Origin of the sequence: Aeromonas sp. PrichA-15 (assembly GCF_017939245.1) — a bacterium.
Taxonomy (GTDB): domain Bacteria; phylum Pseudomonadota; class Gammaproteobacteria; order Enterobacterales; family Aeromonadaceae; genus Aeromonas; species Aeromonas caviae.
Map to the genome: position 1 here is coordinate 1 of NZ_JAGKRH010000053.1, position 16789 is coordinate 16789.

22 protein-coding genes are annotated in these 16789 nt (G+C 60.3%); 14 read left to right on the forward strand and 8 right to left on the reverse strand.

The window, feature by feature from the left end:
- Positions 1-138 (forward strand): transposase (locus J9889_RS08985; RefSeq protein ID WP_210537942.1); only part of this gene is annotated, 138 nt, incomplete at its 5' end.
- A gap of 150 nt (positions 139-288) precedes the next feature.
- On the opposite strand, the gene J9889_RS08990 is transcribed toward J9889_RS08985, so the two are convergent.
- Complete coding sequence (locus J9889_RS08990) at positions 289-792, reverse strand: GspH/FimT family pseudopilin (RefSeq protein WP_010673109.1); 504 nt, start codon at positions 790-792, stop codon at positions 289-291.
- A 137-nt stretch (positions 793-929) separates the two neighbouring features.
- On the opposite strand from J9889_RS08990, the gene J9889_RS08995 reads away from it, so the two are divergent.
- From J9889_RS08995 to luxS, 4 genes are read left to right on the forward strand one after another with little or no spacing between them, the layout of a single operon-like run.
- Positions 930-2552 carry an NAD+ synthase gene (locus J9889_RS08995; protein ID WP_103260840.1) on the forward strand — a complete coding sequence of 541 codons (1623 nt, stop codon included), beginning with the start codon at positions 930-932 and terminating at the stop codon, positions 2550-2552.
- 9 nt (positions 2553-2561) lie between these two features.
- Positions 2562-2900, forward strand: coding sequence for a nitrogen regulatory protein P-II (gene glnB, locus J9889_RS09000; RefSeq protein WP_005308848.1), 339 nt, complete (start codon positions 2562-2564; stop codon positions 2898-2900).
- 46 nt (positions 2901-2946) lie between these two features.
- A complete protein-coding gene (locus J9889_RS09005) occupies positions 2947-3549 on the forward strand; it encodes a transglycosylase SLT domain-containing protein (protein ID WP_041214486.1) in 603 nt (200 codons plus the stop codon).
- An 18-nt stretch (positions 3550-3567) separates the two neighbouring features.
- Positions 3568-4077: an S-ribosylhomocysteine lyase gene (luxS, locus tag J9889_RS09010; RefSeq protein ID WP_010673112.1), complete on the forward strand. Its 510-nt coding sequence runs from the start codon at positions 3568-3570 to the stop codon at positions 4075-4077.
- A gap of 61 nt (positions 4078-4138) precedes the next feature.
- On the opposite strand, the gene J9889_RS09015 is transcribed toward luxS, so the two are convergent.
- Positions 4139-5161 carry a GGDEF domain-containing protein gene (locus J9889_RS09015; protein WP_041214487.1) on the reverse strand — a complete coding sequence of 341 codons (1023 nt, stop codon included), beginning with the start codon at positions 5159-5161 and terminating at the stop codon, positions 4139-4141.
- 133 nt (positions 5162-5294) lie between these two features.
- Here J9889_RS09015 and rnr point away from each other — a divergent pair, with 133 nt between their 5' ends.
- The 4 genes from rnr to J9889_RS09035 all read left to right on the forward strand — a co-directional run bounded on the left by rnr (position 5295) and on the right by J9889_RS09035 (position 9618).
- Positions 5295-7688 carry a ribonuclease R gene (gene rnr / locus J9889_RS09020; protein WP_049636454.1) on the forward strand — a complete coding sequence of 798 codons (2394 nt, stop codon included), beginning with the start codon at positions 5295-5297 and terminating at the stop codon, positions 7686-7688.
- Positions 7685-8434 carry a 23S rRNA (guanosine(2251)-2'-O)-methyltransferase RlmB gene (gene rlmB / locus J9889_RS09025; RefSeq protein ID WP_041214488.1) on the forward strand — a complete coding sequence of 250 codons (750 nt, stop codon included), beginning with the start codon at positions 7685-7687 and terminating at the stop codon, positions 8432-8434. Before rnr ends, rlmB begins: the two co-directional genes overlap by 4 nt.
- 7 nt (positions 8435-8441) lie before the next feature.
- Positions 8442-9011, forward strand: a complete 570-nt coding sequence (locus J9889_RS09030) for a Crp/Fnr family transcriptional regulator (RefSeq protein WP_010673116.1) — start codon at positions 8442-8444, stop codon at positions 9009-9011.
- Between the two features lie 151 nt (positions 9012-9162).
- A complete protein-coding gene (locus J9889_RS09035) occupies positions 9163-9618 on the forward strand; it encodes a GNAT family N-acetyltransferase (protein WP_042878826.1) in 456 nt (151 codons plus the stop codon).
- A 187-nt stretch (positions 9619-9805) separates the two neighbouring features.
- Here J9889_RS09035 and J9889_RS09040 read toward each other — a convergent pair whose 3' ends face one another.
- Positions 9806-10654: a hypothetical protein gene (locus J9889_RS09040; RefSeq protein WP_210556434.1), complete on the reverse strand. Its 849-nt coding sequence runs from the start codon at positions 10652-10654 to the stop codon at positions 9806-9808.
- Positions 10655-10754: 100 nt separating this feature from the next.
- Positions 10755-11978 (reverse strand): Nramp family divalent metal transporter, encoded by a 1224-nt coding sequence (locus J9889_RS09045; RefSeq protein ID WP_160838884.1) that lies wholly within the window; start codon positions 11976-11978, stop codon positions 10755-10757.
- A 236-nt stretch (positions 11979-12214) separates the two neighbouring features.
- Here J9889_RS09045 and rpsF point away from each other — a divergent pair, with 236 nt between their 5' ends.
- The 4 genes from rpsF to J9889_RS09065 all read left to right on the forward strand — a co-directional run bounded on the left by rpsF (position 12215) and on the right by J9889_RS09065 (position 14208).
- Positions 12215-12601, forward strand: coding sequence for a 30S ribosomal protein S6 (gene rpsF / locus J9889_RS09050; RefSeq protein WP_005331771.1), 387 nt, complete (start codon positions 12215-12217; stop codon positions 12599-12601).
- A 32-nt stretch (positions 12602-12633) separates the two neighbouring features.
- Entirely contained in the window at positions 12634-12864 is a 231-nt protein-coding gene (gene rpsR / locus J9889_RS09055) for a 30S ribosomal protein S18 (RefSeq protein WP_005313392.1), read from the forward strand.
- A gap of 52 nt (positions 12865-12916) precedes the next feature.
- Positions 12917-13363, forward strand: coding sequence for a 50S ribosomal protein L9 (gene rplI, locus J9889_RS09060; RefSeq protein WP_010673120.1), 447 nt, complete (start codon positions 12917-12919; stop codon positions 13361-13363).
- Between the two features lie 101 nt (positions 13364-13464).
- Entirely contained in the window at positions 13465-14208 is a 744-nt protein-coding gene (locus J9889_RS09065) for a ferredoxin--NADP reductase (RefSeq protein ID WP_052814586.1), read from the forward strand.
- Between the two features lie 54 nt (positions 14209-14262).
- Here the strand turns inward: J9889_RS09065 and J9889_RS09070 are convergent, their stop codons facing one another.
- Both J9889_RS09070 and J9889_RS09075 read right to left on the reverse strand, forming a co-directional pair.
- Positions 14263-14607 carry a hypothetical protein gene (locus J9889_RS09070; RefSeq protein ID WP_010673122.1) on the reverse strand — a complete coding sequence of 115 codons (345 nt, stop codon included), beginning with the start codon at positions 14605-14607 and terminating at the stop codon, positions 14263-14265.
- 25 nt (positions 14608-14632) lie between these two features.
- Positions 14633-14911, reverse strand: a complete 279-nt coding sequence (locus J9889_RS09075) for a hypothetical protein (protein WP_052814585.1) — start codon at positions 14909-14911, stop codon at positions 14633-14635.
- A 246-nt stretch (positions 14912-15157) separates the two neighbouring features.
- Here J9889_RS09075 and J9889_RS09080 point away from each other — a divergent pair, with 246 nt between their 5' ends.
- On the forward strand, positions 15158-16153 hold the full coding sequence (locus J9889_RS09080) for a hypothetical protein (protein WP_052814584.1): 996 nt from the start codon (positions 15158-15160) through the stop codon (positions 16151-16153).
- A gap of 7 nt (positions 16154-16160) precedes the next feature.
- Here the strand turns inward: J9889_RS09080 and fos are convergent, their stop codons facing one another.
- Positions 16161-16562, reverse strand: coding sequence for a fosfomycin resistance glutathione transferase (gene fos, locus J9889_RS09085; protein WP_160838886.1), 402 nt, complete (start codon positions 16560-16562; stop codon positions 16161-16163).
- A gap of 29 nt (positions 16563-16591) precedes the next feature.
- The gene (locus J9889_RS09090; RefSeq protein ID WP_210556456.1) at positions 16592-16759 is read right to left on the reverse strand and encodes a hypothetical protein; all 168 of its coding nucleotides are present in this window, start codon (positions 16757-16759) and stop codon (positions 16592-16594) included.
- Positions 16760-16789: the final 30 nt, after the last annotated feature.

Consider the following 16789-nt stretch of genomic DNA (forward strand, 5'->3'; position numbering starts at 1 on the left):
AACTACCCGATGCACACGAGTGTGCTGGAAGGGGTGAACAACAAGATCAAAGTGATAAAGCGCATGGCATATGGATTTAGGGACTCAGAATACTTTTTTCTGAAAATCAAGGCGGCCTTCCCCGGAAAGCCGCGATGAACCATAAATTCAAACAAAGAGGATACGAGGTGGATGGTGCGGTACAGCCTGTGAAGAAAATCCTAGAATGCCGCACTGCGGAGGAAAATTTCCAGTCAAAAGAGGGTCAGCAACAGGATGCCCGTCAACTGCGATAGCGAAGGACTTCATTCAGAGGCAGATATTTGCCTGGGTAGATTGGGTGGTGCGGCCGGAGGGAGAGATGACCAGATTTATCTGGGCATTTCCTGAACGACACAGCGTGATGGTGGCATTGGTACCCAGGCTGGTGCCATCAGGGCTGAAGGTAGTGGAAGTTCGATTGTTTGCAGCAGTCAGCGAGTCAGATAGCTGAGGGCTTCTTGCCAGGATCTGCTCACCGTTATTGAAAATGTCATTGCCATTACCGTCGACGAAAACGAGGAATTGGGTCGGATTGGCGGTGACACAATTGTCACTGGCATTGGCAAGGCACACAGTGACAGATTGCTGGTTGTCGATGGCTTGGCTACGAGCAAAACGCAGATATTTCAAGAGTGTGCGAGATTCAAATTTCAAGGCATTCTCATTGAGCAGGCTCGACATGGCCGGTGCACCAATGCCAAGCAAGATGACCCCCAGACTGACGGCGATCATCAGTTCCAGCAGGGTGAATCCTTTCTCGTCCTTGATCATGTCAATATCTCCCTCGATTAGTTACATCTTATCTCCAGACAGCCAGAACACCAGCGCAAAGCCCAAGTGTTGAGCTGGCACAGCCAGCGCCTTTTCTTTATCATTCCCCATCATTTTCGAATTCAAGATGCATCGCCATGGCAAAAGCCCTCTCTCTGATGCTTGCCCAGTTAAATCTGACGGTAGGCGCCATCGAAGATAACTGTGACAAGGTACTGGCGGCAGCAGCCCAGGCCGATCAGCAAGGGGCCGATCTGCTGGTTTGCTCCGAGCTGGCCCTGACAGGATACCCGCCTGAGGATCTGCTGCTGCGCGCCGACCTGATGATCCGGGTCGAGGCCGCGCTGTCCCGCATCGCGGCATGGCAGGGACAATGTGCCATTCTGGTGGGCCATCCCTGGCGCGAAGAGGGGGCGCTTTACAATACGGCGTCTCTCTACGAGCGCGGTCAACTGCGGGCACGTTATTTCAAACAGGACTTGCCCAACTACGGGGTGTTCGACGAGAAGCGCTACTTCACTGCGGCGACCGATACCTGTGTGGTGCCGTTCCGTGGCCATCAGCTGGGTTTGCTCATCTGCGAAGATCTCTGGCAGCCGGGGCCGGCGCTGGCCGCCAAGGCGGCGGGGGCCGAGCTGCTGCTCACCATCAATGCCTCTCCTTATGATCAGGAAAAACCCTGGATCCGCCGCGAGCTGATGGCGGAACGCTGCGATCAGACCGGCCTGCCGCTCATCTACCTCAACCAGGTATGCGGCCAGGACGAGCTGATCTTCGACGGCTGCTCCAAAGTGTTCAACAGCCAGGGCGAGCTGACCCACAAGCTTGCCCCCTTTGCCGAAGAGCTGGCGCTGGTGCGCTTTGCCGATGGTCAGCCGGTGAAGGAGCGGGAACCCGCCGCACCGCTGGAGCCGTTGGCCGAGACCTATCAGGCCCTGGTGCTGGCGGTGCGCGACTATGTCACCAAGAACGGTTTTCAGGGCGCCGTGCTGGGCCTCTCCGGTGGTATCGACTCGGCGCTGACCCTGGCCATTGCGGCCGATGCCATCGGGGCGGACAAGGTGCAGGCGGTGATGATGCCGTTCCGCTACACCGCCCAGATGAGCGTGGAGGATGCCAAGGAGCAGGCCGAGCGGATGGGGGTGGAGTTCAACATCATCTCCATCGAACCCATGTTCGAAGGCTTCATGACCCAGCTGGCGCCTCTGTTTGAAGGGACTGCCCGCGACACCACCGAAGAGAACCTGCAGGCCCGCTGCCGCGGCGTGCTCTTGATGGCGCTGTCCAACAAGCGCCGCCGTATCGTGCTGACCACTGGCAACAAGAGCGAGATGGCCGTGGGATACGCCACGCTGTATGGCGATATGGCGGGTGGCTTTGATGTGCTCAAGGATGTCCCCAAGACCCTGGTCTTCAAGTTGTGCGAATATCGCAACAGCGTGGAGTACGTGATCCCGCAGCGGGTCATCGATCGTCCCCCATCTGCCGAACTGGCACCGGATCAGGTGGACCAGGACAGCCTGCCCCCCTATGACATCCTGGATGCCATCCTCAAGCGCTACGTGGAAGAGGATGCGTCTGTCGCCGACATGGTGGCGGAAGGTTTCGAAGAGGCGGTGGTACGCAAGGTGATCCGCCTGGTGGATCTCAACGAATACAAGCGCCGTCAGGCCGCCGTCGGCCCTCGCATCACGGCTCGCAACTTTGGTAAGGACCGCCGGTATCCCATCACGTCCGGGTTCGGCAAACAGAACTGGTAAGGAGTCACCATGAAGAAGATTGAAGCCATCATCAAACCGTTCAAGCTGGACGATGTACGCGAGGCCCTGGCCGAGATCGGCATCAACGGCATGACAGTGTCCGAGGTCAAGGGGTTCGGCCGCCAGAAGGGCCATACCGAGCTCTATCGCGGTGCCGAGTACATGGTCGACTTCCTGCCCAAGGTCAAGGTGGAGCTGGTGGTGCAGGACGAGGATCTCGATGCCTGCCTGGAAGCCATCCAGAACACAGCGCGTACCGGCAAGATCGGTGATGGCAAGATCTTCGTCTGCGAGGTGGAGCGCGTCATTCGTATTCGTACTGGTGAAGAGAACGAAGACGCGATCTGATGTGGTGGATGTGCCCTGTGATGAACAGCAAGAGTCTGTCGTTCTGATGTCGTTGTACCGTATCGGGGTCGTGGCGGCGTGCCTGATGGCGCTCACCGCGTGCAGTACCCGGCCGCCGGCCCAGCCGGAAAACCTGTGCCAGATCTTTCGGGAGAAACCCGAGTGGCACGAGGCGGCGCTCAAGATGAACGAGAAGTGGGGGACACCTGTCCAGGTAGTGATGGCCATGATGTACCAGGAGTCCTCCTTCGTGCATGATGCCCAGCCGCCGATGCAGTATTTCCTCTTCATCCCCACCGGGCGGGCCAGTTCAGCCTACGGCTATGCCCAGGTGAAAGACGAAACCTGGGCCGACTATCAGCGGGAAACCGGCAACGGCTGGAGCGATCGCGACGACTTTGCCGACGCCATCGATTTCATGGGCTGGTACACTCACAAGGCACAGCGGCTCAACGGCACATCCAAGTGGGATGCCTATGGCCAGTATCTCAATTATCACGAAGGCTGGGGGGGCTACCGACGTGGCAGCTACCGCAGCAAGGGATGGCTGATGAAGGTCTCCCGCAAGGTGGAGGCCCGTGCCCAGCGCTACGGTGCCCAGTATCGACAATGCAAGGATCAGCTCTCCAGCGGGGGCTGGTTCTGGTAACCAAATCAGGAGTCAGAAATGCCGTTATTGGACAGTTTTACCGTCGACCATACCCGCATGGCCGCCCCGGCAGTGCGGGTGGCGAAGACCATGCAGACCCCGAACAAGGACACCATCACCGTGTTCGACCTGCGTTTCTGCGTGCCGAACGAGGAGATCCTCTCCGAGCGCGGCATCCACACCCTCGAGCACCTGTTTGCCGGCTTCATGCGTGACCACCTGAACGGCAACGGGGTGGAGATCATCGACATCTCTCCCATGGGTTGCCGCACCGGCTTCTACATGAGCCTGATCGGTGCGCCGGATGAAGCCCGTGTTGGCGCTGCCTGGCAGGCCGCCATGAGCGACGTGCTGACCGTGCAGGATCAGGGCAAGATCCCCGAGCTGAACGAATACCAGTGCGGTACTTACAGCATGCATTCGCTGGAAGAGGCCCATGCCATCGCCCGCCATGTGCTGGAGCGCGGTATCGGTGTCAACCACAATGACGAGCTGGCCCTGCCGGAAGAGAAGCTGAAAAGCCTCTGATCCCGAGAAGGGAAGCATGAAAAAGGCCGGTCAATGACCGGCCTTTTTGCATTTGGTGGGATCAGGAGGGCAGTGGCATCACCCGATTGCGTCCCAGCTCCTTGGCCTTGTAGAGCAGCTTGTCGGTACGCTCGATCAGGGTGTCTGCCGTCTCCTGAGGGATGTATTCCCCCACGCCGAACGAGGCGGTGATGTGATCGATGCGTCGCCCGGATTTGCGATCCAGAATCGACATCCGCTCGATGACGCGACGCAGGCTCTCGGCCATCTGGCGGGTCAGCGCCAGGGCGCGGTTTGGCACCAAGAGGGCAAACTCCTCACCCCCCAGGCGATAGGCGGTTATGCCCTCCTTGCTGGCCTCTCGCAGCCGCTTGCCGACGATGCGCAGCACCTGGTCCCCCAGCAGATGTCCGTATTCGTCGTTGAAGTTCTTGAAGCGATCGATATCGGTCAGGATCAGGGAGAAGGGCTGCTTGCTGCGGATGAGGCTGTCCATCTCGAGATCGAAGGCGCGTCGATTGAGCAGAGACGTGAGCGGGTCCTCGGTGGCCAGCTTCCTCGTCTCGTTCAGGGCCTGTTTCAGCTCCTTGATCTCTTTCTCGGCGCTGCTGAGCTGGTTGCGAAAGTGGAGGGTGGACATGCGTACGTCGCGCGACTCGCGCACGAGATCCCGCAGGATCCCCATGGTGTCTTCCAGGCTGAGCCCCTCGTCGTCTATCTTGCTCAGCTTGTCGAAACTCTTGTCGAGCATCTCCTGAAACAGCCCGGTATCGGAGATGGCATCCTGCATCGAGTGACTCAGCTCGCTGGCCATGGCCGCGAGGTTGAGTTTCATCGCCTCCATCTGCTGCTCGTCCTGGGCCGCAAGGTGCTGGTGGTAGAGACGCTCACAGGTGGTCAGGGAGAAGGTTCCCTGCTGTTTTATCGCCTGATCGACGGCATGGTTGAGTTCGGGCATGTCGCCGGAGACGTAGCTGTACCAAAGGTGATAGTTGTTCGGCGTGGTGGGAATTTGATACTTGATCATCAGGGGAACCGCCTGTTTCAAATAGGCGGCAGATTGGGCGAACGAGTCCTTGCTCATGAGTTCCGAGTCTCACATACCTGCAAACTGTGTCCAGTATGACAGAGAGAATGGCCAAAAGGCAGTCGATGGATGCCATTAGCTCCCCCCTCCGATATAATGTCTGCGTTATTACCTACCCTAAGGCCTGCTTATGTCTCAAAAAGATCCTTTCCTCCAACGCGAGGCCGAAAAATACGAAAACCCCATCGCCAGTCGCGAGATGCTGCTGGAGCTCATCAAGGGCCATGAGAAACCCATGTCCCGGGAAGAGCTGGCCAAGGTCCTCAAGCTGACCGATGAAGAGCCGTTGGAAGCCTTGCGACGTCGTCTGCGCGCCATGGAGCGCGACGGGCAGCTCGTGTTCACCCGCAACCAATGTTACGCCCTGCCGGATCGCCTGAATCTGGTCAAAGGCTATGTGCTTGGCCACAAAGATGGATTCGGTTTTCTGCGCCCCGAGGGTGGTGGAGCGGATCTCTTCCTGAACAACCGCGAGATGCAGCGCCTGATGCATGGCGACTATGCCCTGGTGCAGCCGACCGAGATCGATCGCAAGGGTCGTCAGGAAGCGCGTCTGGTGCGCCTGCTCAAATCCCGCGAGGCGGACATCGTCGGTCGTTACTTCGTCGAGAACGGCGTCGGTTTCGTGGTACCCGATGACAGCCGCATCGGCCAGGACATCATCATCCCGGAAGGGGAGAACAAGGGGGCTCGCCAGAGCCAGGTCGTAGTCGTGCGCATCAACCAGCGCGCCACTGCTCGCTTCAATGCGGTCGGTACCGTTTTGGAAGTCCTGGGTGAGAACATGGCGCCCGGTATGGAGATCGAGATCGCCCTGCGTACCCACGGCATTCCGCACACTTGGCCGGAAGAGGTGACCAAAGAGGTCGCCGGTCTCGGTGAGCAGGTGCCGGAGAAGGCCAAAGAGGGTCGCATCGACCTGCGCGCCCTGCCGCTGGTGACCATCGACGGGGAAGACGCCCGCGACTTCGATGACGCTGTCTTTTGTGAAGCCAAGCGCGGTGGCGGCTGGCGCCTGTGGGTCGCTATTGCCGACGTTTCTGCCTATGTGAAACCGGGCACGGCCCTCGACACCGAAGCCTATCAGCGCGGAAACTCGGTCTATTTCCCCGAGTTCGTGGTGCCCATGCTGCCGGAGGTGCTCTCCAACGGTCTGTGTTCCCTGAACCCGCAGGTCGACCGGCTCTGCATGGTGTGCGAGATGACCATCTCCGCCGCCGGCCGCATGTCCGGCTACAAGTTCTACGAAGCGGTAATGAACTCCCACGCTCGCCTGACCTACACCAAGGTAGCGGCGATCCTGGACGGGGATCCCAAGCTGCGTCAGCAGTATGATCCGCTGGTGGGCCACATCGAGGAGCTGAGCAACCTCTACAAGGCGCTCAAGCATGCCCGTCATCAACGCGGTGCGGTGGAGTTCGAGAGCGAGGAGACCCGCTTCATCTTCAACGCCCAGCGCAAGATCGACCGTATCGTACCGCTGGTGCGCAATGACGCCCACAAGATCATCGAAGAGTGCATGATCCAGGCGAACGTGGCTGCCGCCCGCTACATCGAGAAGAACGAGGCCGCCGCCCTGTTCCGGGTGCACGACCGCCCGGGCGAGGAGCGTCTGACCGGCTTCCGTGACTTCCTGGCCGAACTGGGTCTGGAGCTCAAGGGGGGCCTGGAGCCCGAGCCGAAGGACTTTGCCGACCTGGCCGCCAAATTCGAAGGGCGCCCGGATGCGGAATTGCTCTCCACCATGCTGCTGCGCTCCATGCGTCAGGCCATCTATCAGGCCGACAACATCGGTCACTTCGGCTTGGCCCTGAAGTCCTACGCTCACTTCACCTCGCCGATCCGTCGCTACCCGGATCTCATCCTGCACCGGGCGATCAAGTACCAGACCGCCAAGGAGCAGCAGGCCAACCTGCGTCACAAGTGGACGCCGAGCGGTGGCTACCACTACCAGCTGGAAGAAGTGGACCCCATGGGCGAGCACTGCTCCATGACGGAGCGCCGTGCCGATGATGCCACCCGCGACGTGGCAGACTGGCTCAAGTGCGAGTACATGCTGGATCACGTGGGTGACGAGTTTGACGGCGTCATCGCCAGCGTCACCGGTTTTGGCTTCTTCGTGCGTCTGGCGGAGATCCACATCGACGGTCTGGTGCACGTCAGCACCCTCACCAACGACTACTACCAGTTCGACCCGCTGCACCAGCAGCTGATCGGCGAGAACTTCCGCCGTCGCTATCGTTTGGGTGACAAGGTGCGGGTCAAGGTGATGGGCGTGAACCTGGACGATCGCAAGATCGACTTCGTGATGGTGGAAGAGCCCCTCAAGGCCACCGGCAAGAACGCCAAGGAGATGGCGCGCAAGCAGGCCGAGATCAAGAAAGAGAAGGCCAAGAGCGCCCAGCGCCACGAGAAACGCAAAGAGGGCAAGGAGAGCGGCAAATCCGACAAGGGTGGCCGTGCCAAGCCCAGCAACAGACGACCGAGCAAAAAGGCTCGCGACAAGGCCAAGAGCACTAAATGAGTACTGAACTGATCTACGGCATTCACGCCGTCTCCGCGCTGCTGGAGCGCACCCCCGAGCGCTTCATCGAGGTGTGGGCTCTCAAGGGCCGCGATGACGAGCGGCTGCATCCCCTGCTGGCCGAGCTGGAGTCCCTCGGTATCAGGGTGCAGAGCGTGAACCGCAAGACGCTGGATGACAAGGCGGAAGGCAACAATCACCAGGGCATCATGGCCAAGGTGATTGAAGCGCCCAAGCTGGCCGAGCACGACCTGGCCAGCCTGCTGGACGGTCTGGCGGCGCAAGAGACAGCGCCCTTCCTGCTGGTACTGGACGGGGTGACCGACCCGCACAATCTCGGCGCCTGTCTGCGCAGTGCCGATGCGGCCGGGGTACATGCGGTGATCGTGCCGCGGGACAAGGCCACAGGCCTCACGTCCGTGGTGCGCAAGGTCGCCTGTGGCGCCGCCGAAGTGGTGCCGCTCATCCAGGTCACCAACCTGGCCCGCAGCCTGCGCGAGCTGCAGGAGCGCGGCGTCTGGATCGTGGGTACCGCCGGCGAGGCGGATCACGATCTCTATCAGGCCAAACTCACCGGCCCCATGGCGCTGGTGATGGGGGCCGAAGGCAAGGGGATGCGCCGCCTGACCCGCGAACATTGCGACGAGCTGGTGAGCATCCCGATGGCGGGGGCAGTATCCAGCCTCAACGTCTCGGTGGCGAGCGGTGTCTGCCTGTTCGAAGCCGTGCGCCAGCGCCGCGTCTGACAAGACGATGACCGACAGACCCCCCTTTGTCTGGGAACGGGTTGCAGATGAGCAGGAGGCCGAGCGCCTCCTCTCTTTTGTCCGCTCCCTGACCTTGCCCCCTCGCACCTGCCTCTGGCATGCCGGTGACAGTCCGGCGCTGCTGGTCAGAGTGGAGGAGGGGTTGCTGCGGGCCAAGGTGGTGCTGGCGGATGGCCGCGAGTACATCAAGGAGTTCTATTGGGAGGGGGACGAGTTTATCGACTTCCACCACCTGCTCAGTGGTGAGCCCGCCCGCTACAGCGTGGAGGCGCTGGAGCCTTGCCGGCTGCAACTTCTTCCGCTGGCGGATCTGCGCCGACTCCCTTGCTGGCCCGCCTGGTATCACCATCTCCTTGAAGTGCAACTGCGCATCAAGGAGGAGAAAGAGCTGTTACTGCTGACCGGGGGCCCAGAGGCGCGCTATCAGCATTTTCTGCGAAGCTTCCCCGCGCTGGATGCCAGGGTTCCGGATCACCAGATTGCCGCATATCTGGGGATCACCCCCATCAGCCTGAGCCGCATCCGCAGGCGGCTGAAAACGCGCGATCAGGGTTGAGCCAGAAGGGATTGCCGATGAACCTGGGCAGAGATCGGCTCTTTGTCGGCCATGTCCGCATTGGATGAGAAGGGGGCCAACTTAACCAAGGTTAATGCCCCTCGTCGGGAGCAAGATTATGCTGTCAGACCCCATTAAACAGGAGTCATTCATGAACTGGAGTATGAAATCCTGGTCCGAGCTGACCACGGATGAATTGTATGAGCTGCTTGCCCTGCGCGCCGAGGTGTTCGTGGTGGAGCAGACCTGTCCCTTCCAGGATCTGGACGGGCTGGATCGCCGTGACGGCGTGCTGCATCTGCTCGGTCGTGAGGGGGATCACCTGGCGGCCTATGCCCGCATCATGGCGCCCGGCATTGGTGATGGCAGCGGCGCCGCCATCGGCCGTGTGGTCACCTCTCCCACGTCGCGGGGGGGCGGACTGGGTCACCGCCTGCTGGCGCAAGCGGTCAGAGAGTGCGAGGCTCGCTGGCCTGCACACAGCATCTGGCTCGGTGCACAGGCCCACCTGCAAGGCTTTTACGGCCAGCATGGTTTCGTGGCCGAAGGGGAAGGATATCTGGAAGATGACATCCCTCACATGGGGATGCGAAGGGAGCCTGCCTGACATCGTCAGGCGCCAGGAAAGGGGCAAGTGGCCCCTCATCCGTGGTGCATCGCATGGTTTTTTGCTACCCCGTGGCCATGGGGTCGCAGCCCGGGGTGAGATACCGCCGCGCTGATCTGCCTGCGGGTCTCTCTGTCGGGACACCGCCCCGGTCAGGGCGGTGCGACATCAGGAAGGCTGTGGTGGTTCAGGGAGTGACCCGGGTGGTGAGGGTAAATCCCTCTTCACTGGAGGCCAGCGTCACCTGAACCTGGCCCAACTCGGTCAGAGTGCTTACATGGGTGCCGCCACAGGGAATGGTGATCTCCCGACCGTCCACCATGCCATGCCAGTAGCGGGAATCGATGATGGCATCACCGGCCCGGCTGCGGCGGATCTCGCCTCCCTCTTTGAGCCAGCGCATCAGCTGCTCGTTGACCTGGAGCGCTATCCTGTCGAGGTCGGCCAGCAGTGCCTCGCTGTTGATTCCCTTTTTCCGAAGGCTCTTGCCGATCCGGTACTGCTCCTTTGATCCTCTGGGCTCGACCCGGGAGTGCTGGATGGCGAGGCGGTCGAAATCCGGCTGCCCGAGAGCGTCCAGCTCGCTTGTCTCCTTTCGCCAATAGGGCGTGAGCGCCCGATTGAGGGCCAGTGCCACCAGGTGGCAGGCGCTGTGGCCCAGGCTCAGGGCATGGCGTGCCTCGGCATCCACCGTCAGTTCCACAGGCGAGCCAATGGCAAGGTGATGGGAACCAGCGAGGGGGTGCACCACCACGAAAGCCCACCCATCAGCCCCTCGCTTGACCGGAATCTCCGTATCCACGAACAGCTCGCCCTCGGGACTGATGGCGCCCATGCGGCAGTGGCCCACGGCCGCTTCCCCCCCTTCCCAGCGCACAGTGCCCACGTCACCGGGTTGATCGGGCCAGAGGTGGCTCTGGGGATGAAAGGGGGTGAGGTCGGTGACCAGCAGGGTCGGATCCCCCTGTTTGCAACAGACGACGCTGGCCTGTTCCTGATGGTGGCCCAGTACGAAGCTGGCTCGGGTATGTTCCATGGCAGGGCTCCCGCAACGAGATGATGAGAAGGGAAAGAGGCAGCATACGCGAAAGTGCGAAGAGGCTCATCAACCCGGGTCAATGAGCCTCAAGATGGCTTTAGAGGGTGGTGACCAGCAGATAGGCATTGAGGCCGATCACCAGGGCGACGATGAGGCGCCCCACGGCCTGGGTGACGGGGTGATTGCGATGTGCCCCCATCAGGGCGCGATCACCGGTCAGGATCAGCAGCGGAATAAGAGCGAGGGCGATGCCGAAGCTCAGCACTACCTGGCTCAGTACCAGAATTTCCGTGGTGTTGAGGCCCATGGCGATCACCACGAAGGCGGGAGCCATGGTGATGGCTCGGCGCAGCCAGAGCGGAATGGTGAAGCGCACGAAGCCCTGCATCACCACTTGTCCCGCCAGCGTTCCCACCACGGTGGAGGAGATGCCGGAGGCGACCAGGGAGAGGCCGAACAGGGTGGCGGCTGCCGGGCCCAGCAGGGGCGTGAGGGTCTGGTAGGCCGTTTCCAGCTCGGCCACCTGCTGATTGCCGGAGCTGTGGAAGGCGGCCGCCGCCATGGCCATCATGGCCAGGTTGACGAAGCCGGCGATGGTCATGGCGATGGCCACGTCGACCCGGGTGCTGTGCAGTCGCTGGGTCACCGTGCCCTGCTCCTGGGTATGCTGGGTCAGGGCCGAGTGGAGATAGATGACATGGGGCATCACGGTGGCACCAAGCACGCCGGCGGCAAGATAGACAGCATCACCATTGGGGAGGCCGGGGAAGAGTGCCCCTTCCAGCAGACTCGGCAGGTGGGGGCGCGAGAAGATCAGCTCGACGATGTAGGCGGCGGCCACGAACAGCAGCAGGCCGCCCACCACGAACTCCAGCGGCTTCTGGCCGCGGGATTGAAGCATCAGGATCCCCCAGGTGACCACGGCGGTGATGCAGGCCCCTTCCAACAGGGTGATGCCGAGCAGCAGTTTGAAGCCGACCGCAGCGCCGATGAACTCGGCGAGATCGGTGGCCATGGCGATGATCTCGGCCTGCACCCAATAGGCCCAGACTGCGGGCCTGGGCATACGATCACGAATGTGTTCCGCCAGGTTCTTGCCAGTGACGATACCGAGCTTGGCCGAGAGGGTCTGCACCAGCATGGCCATCAGGTTGGCCCACACCACTACCCATAGCAGTTGATAGCCGAAGGTGGAGCCGGCCTGGATATTGGTCGCAAAATTGCCCGGGTCGATATAACCGATGGCGGCGATGAAGGCGGGGCCGAGCAGGGTCAGCTTGAATTTGCGGGCCGGGATGGCCGTGGTGAGCGCAGGTTGCATACTGTCATCCTCCGTGGGGATATGAGGAGAGTATGGATCTAAATGATAATTGTTATCAATTAAAGTTTTGTATCGGGCTCATCGAGAAAAACATCTTGCTTCGCCAGTTGCAGTGGGAGAGGTGATTTCGTACAATACGCCGCCCTAGAAAGCAGCGTCTAAACATCACTATGTTCCTTGCCTCCGAGGTCTGGCTGCACCTGGGCGGAGGCTGAATTAATCCGTAAGGAGCTAAAATGCGTCATTACGAAATCGTCTTCATGGTTCATCCGGACCAGAGCGAGCAAGTACCTGGCATGATCGAGCGTTACACCGGCGCTATCACCACCGCTGGTGGTACCATTCATCGCCTGGAAGATTGGGGCCGTCGTCAACTGGCTTACCCGATCGACAAGCTGCACAAGGCTCACTACGTTCTGATGAACGTAGAAGCTGAACAGGCCGTTATCGATGAGCTGGAAACCAACTTCCGCTTCAACGATGCCGTTATCCGCAACATGATCATGCGCACCAAGCACGCCGTGACTGAAGTTTCTCCGATGGCCAAGGCCAAGGAAGAGCGCTTCACCCGTCGTGACGACGAGCGTCGCGAAGATGCTGTTGAAGCGTCTTCCGAAGAGTAATTCTTAGATCACCGCATTAGAGGATAAAGGCCATGGCACGTTATTTCCGTCGTCGTAAGTTCTGCCGCTTCACCGCCGAGAACGTTACCGAGATCGACTACAAAGATATCGTTACTCTGAAAAACTACGTCACTGAATCTGGCAAGATCGTACCGAGCCGTATCACCGGTACCCGCGCCAAGTATCAGCGTCAGCTGGCACGCGCCATCAAGCGTGCTCGTTACCTGGCTCTGCTGCCGTACACCGATCTGCACAACAAGTAAGAATCGGCCCGGCGCTTACGCCTAACTCAACGAAATTTATAGAGGAAAGGTAATGCAAGTTATCCTGCTCGATAAGATCGCCAAACTGGGCGGTCTGGGTGACCAAGTTTCCGTAAAAGCTGGTTATGCCCGTAACTACCTGATCCCGCAAGGCAAAGCTGTTATGGCCACCAAGGCCAACATCGAAGCCTTCGGTGCTCGTCGCGCTGAGCTGGAAGCCAAACTGGCTGCCAACAAGGCTGCTGCCGAAGAGCGCGCTGCCAAGCTGGGTGAGCTGGCTGCCGTTGTCATCGCCTCCAAGTCTGGCGACGAAGGCAAGCTGTTCGGTTCCATCGGTACCCGTGATGTGGCTGAAGCCATCACTGCTGCCGGCGTAGCCGTTGCCAAGAGCGAAGTCCGCATGGGCAACGTTCTGCGTAACACCGGTGAGTACGAAGTTGTTGTTCAGCTGCACGCTGACGTCAAAGCAACCGTACAAATCCAGGTTGTTGCTCTGTAATAGCGTTCCGCTCTTGCAGAAAAACCCGCGCACATGCGCGGGTTTTTTATTTTCAGATCAAGGGGTAAAGTGAAGGTCTGTTCCTCTGGAGGAGAACCTTTATGGCTGCCTGGGTTGAAGGTCGGGTCATCGAGCGCATCGAGTGGACACCCACCCTGCTCTCCCTGCGTGTGGAGGCGGAACTTGCCCCCTACAAGGCGGGTCAATTCACCAAGCTGGCCCTGGAGCAGGGCGAGCGTCGAGTCCAGCGTGCCTATTCCTTCGTCAATCCTCCCGGCACGCCCTATCACGAATTCTATCTGGTGGAGATCCCCGGCGGTGAACTGAGCCCCTCTCTCGGTTCCCTGCAGGTGGGCGACGGCCTGCTGGTGCAGTCCCAGGCCACCGGTTTCCTGACCCTGGATGAGATTCCCCCGGGACGGGATCTCTGGCTGCTCTCAACCGGCACCGCCATCGGCCCCTTCCTCGCCATGCTGGCAGAAGGACAGGTCTTCGACCGCTTCGAGCATCTGGTGCTGGTACATGGGGTGAGAAAAGGGGAAGAGCTCAGCTATCAGCCGCTTATCGCCAGTTTTGCCGAGCAGCATGGCGAGCGTTTTCGCTATGTTCCCTTCGTCAGTCGTGAGACCTGGCCGGAGGCGATGGCAGGGCGCATCCCGGCAGCCATCGTCGATGGCAGCTTGCAGGCGAGGGTGGGGCTGAACTTCTCCCCCGAGTTGAGCCAGGTGATGATCTGCGGCAACCCCGCCATGGTGAAAGAGACTCAGCAGACCCTGCTCGGGCTGGGGCTTGCCAAGAACCTGCGTCGCGCCCCCGGCAATATCAGCATGGAAAACTACTGGTAGGGGACATGACTCCAGGGGCCACAGGCCCCTCAACCATGTCCATGGGCATGCTGGTCAGTGTTTTTGGTGGCCGTTGCCGCCGTGCTTGTTCCTGGGCTTGTCATGGCCCTGACCCGGGTTGTTGCCACTGTGAATGCTGCGGTTGTAATGGTCGCGGTATTTTCCATCCATGTTGTCGCAGTTGAGCTGGATGCGGCTGGTCCGGGTGCTGACATCCAGGCAGTTGTGCTGCCACCACTCGTACTCCTTGTCGTCCCAATCCAGGCTTACCCGGCCCTGGTCGGTGGAGATCCGGATGTCGTCATCGTGTTTGGAAGGGGGGGCAGCAAAGGCCATTCCCTGAACCAGAAGCAGGGAGAGCAGCAGTGCGCCGCGGGAAGTCATGGTCATGTGGGTCATCGCATCAAGGCTCCTGTCAGGGGGATCATTGATCCGGTTGCGTGCTGATCTGGTTGGTGCTGGGGGGCTGGTTGCGCTGCGTCTCGTCCTCCAGATTGAGGTTGGTCCTCTTGCAGTCGGCGGCGGCCGCGTCACCGCTCCCGAGATCGAAGCAGTTGCTCTGGGACCAGTCAAATTGCGTGTCATTCCAGTCCAGATTGAAGGTCAGCGCATCCACGGAGAAGGTCTGGCTCCCATCGTCCTGTGCCAGGGCGCTACCGGTGATCAGAAAAAGAGAGAGCAACAAAGCCGTCGTTCTGTTCATGATGTCCTCGAGTCGTGTTCGGTGGAAAAGAGTGTAATGCGGCGGGCTTAACCCGAGCATAACCGCAGATGTCCTTCAGGTTCGGGGTCGATTGTAGTGTTTTTCTGCTGCCGATTTGCACGTTTTGGTCGCACTCTGGGCAGCTGATCGTCCATCGGCGGGAATTCGGGGATTTGCCCTTCTCTCCGGGGGAGTGGCGACTATAATCGGCAGCCAACTTTTCCTGCAGATGTTTCCCGTTTCATCATGACTACTCAGGCTTGCGCCGCATTGCGTTACCCCAAGGGATGGTTCGCCCTCACGACTGTCTACAGTTTTACCGGGCTGGCCATTCTGGCTTCCATCGTCTTCTCCCTGCTGCTGTTTCTCTCCATCGACGAAAACCCCCTGATGAAGTGGCTGTTCGGCGGGCTGGCCATCATCTTCGAGCTGGGCAAGTTCTACGTCTGGTACGAGTACGGCGAGTGCAAGGCGAGGCGGGATCTGGGCGGCGCCTTCTGGTCGCTGCTGTTCTACAGCGTTCTCGCTGCCATCTCCATCGGGGGCAGTATCGGCGGCATCAACAGCGCCACCAACACCATCCTGAGCCAGCAGGCGCGTCACGAGCGGGAGATAGCCCGTTTCGACGAGCAGATAGCCAGCATAGAGCGGCAGATCCAGCTCAACGAAGAGGCGGCCCGCAAATACATCGAGATGGCGCGTATCTCGAGCGGCGTCAGCGGTCTGCAGCAGGCCAACACCAAGCTCAGGCTGCGTCAGGACGAGCTGCGCCAGGAGCGGGACGCCAAGCCGCTGGGGGAGCAGTCCTCCATGCTGGGGCTGATGAGCAGTCTGGCGGACGGGGTGGGCATGAGCATCGGCCAGGTGCAGTTCCTGCTGGTCTGCTTCCTGTCTATCCTGCTCGATGCGTTTGGTGCCTTTTTCGTCAGCCTGATCGGTGAGGAGAACCGCTTCCGCCGTCAATGGATGTGGCAACGGGAGAAGGCGCAAGCCGAGGCCCTGGTCGCAGTGCCGACCCCGGAGCCGTCAGCATTCAGCAGACCCGTGCCCGAGCCAGCCGTGGTCGCCCAGGTGCGCGGCGCGCTGGAGAGCGGCGAGCTCAAATGCAGCAAACGCAAGGTGGCAGAGGCATTGTCACTGTCTCTGGAGGAGGTGGACCGGGTGTTCCAGCATCTGCTGGCGCAGGGCGTGCTGGGGCAGGGCAGCAATCGTCACTACCATCTTCGTGCCGAGCAGGGGTGAATCCGGCTCAGTCGAACCAGATAAGACCCTCATAGGGTTGCTGTCTGAGGGAGGCGAGCCGGCTATCCAGGTTGCCTGCATGGATTTCCAGCCGGTGCCCGTCGGGATCCAGCAGATAGAGTGAATCCCCTTCGCTGCTGTTCTTCTTCCACTCCACGACGCCCGCCGCGCGCAGACGGGCGCAGAAAGCTGGAAACTGTTCAGGCGAGATGCCAAACGCGACATGACTGTAATCTCTGGCCGGTTGGGGAGGATCGCAGGAGAGACAGAGCCAGAGATCGCCGAGGGTGAGATAGGCTCCCCGTGCCCATCTCACCCTGGGGCGACATCCCAGCAAGTCGACATAAAAGGCAACGCTGCTGTCGAGATTGCCGGTTGCCAGTGTGAGATGGTTCAGTCCCTGCAGCATCTTCTCTTGTTCCCCCTTGTCCCCGAACCCTAGTGAGTGAGCACCATCATCAGGCTGAGGAAGGCGGCAAGCCCGCCGCCGATGCCCATGATCCAGTAAAAGCCCTTGGCCCCCTGTTTGAGCGGAATGCGGAAGTAGAGCAGAAACGCCCACCACCCCAGGGCCAGCAACAGAGGAATAAGAAACATTCGAGCCATGGTGTCCTCGCTGTTATTCTGTTGACCCTT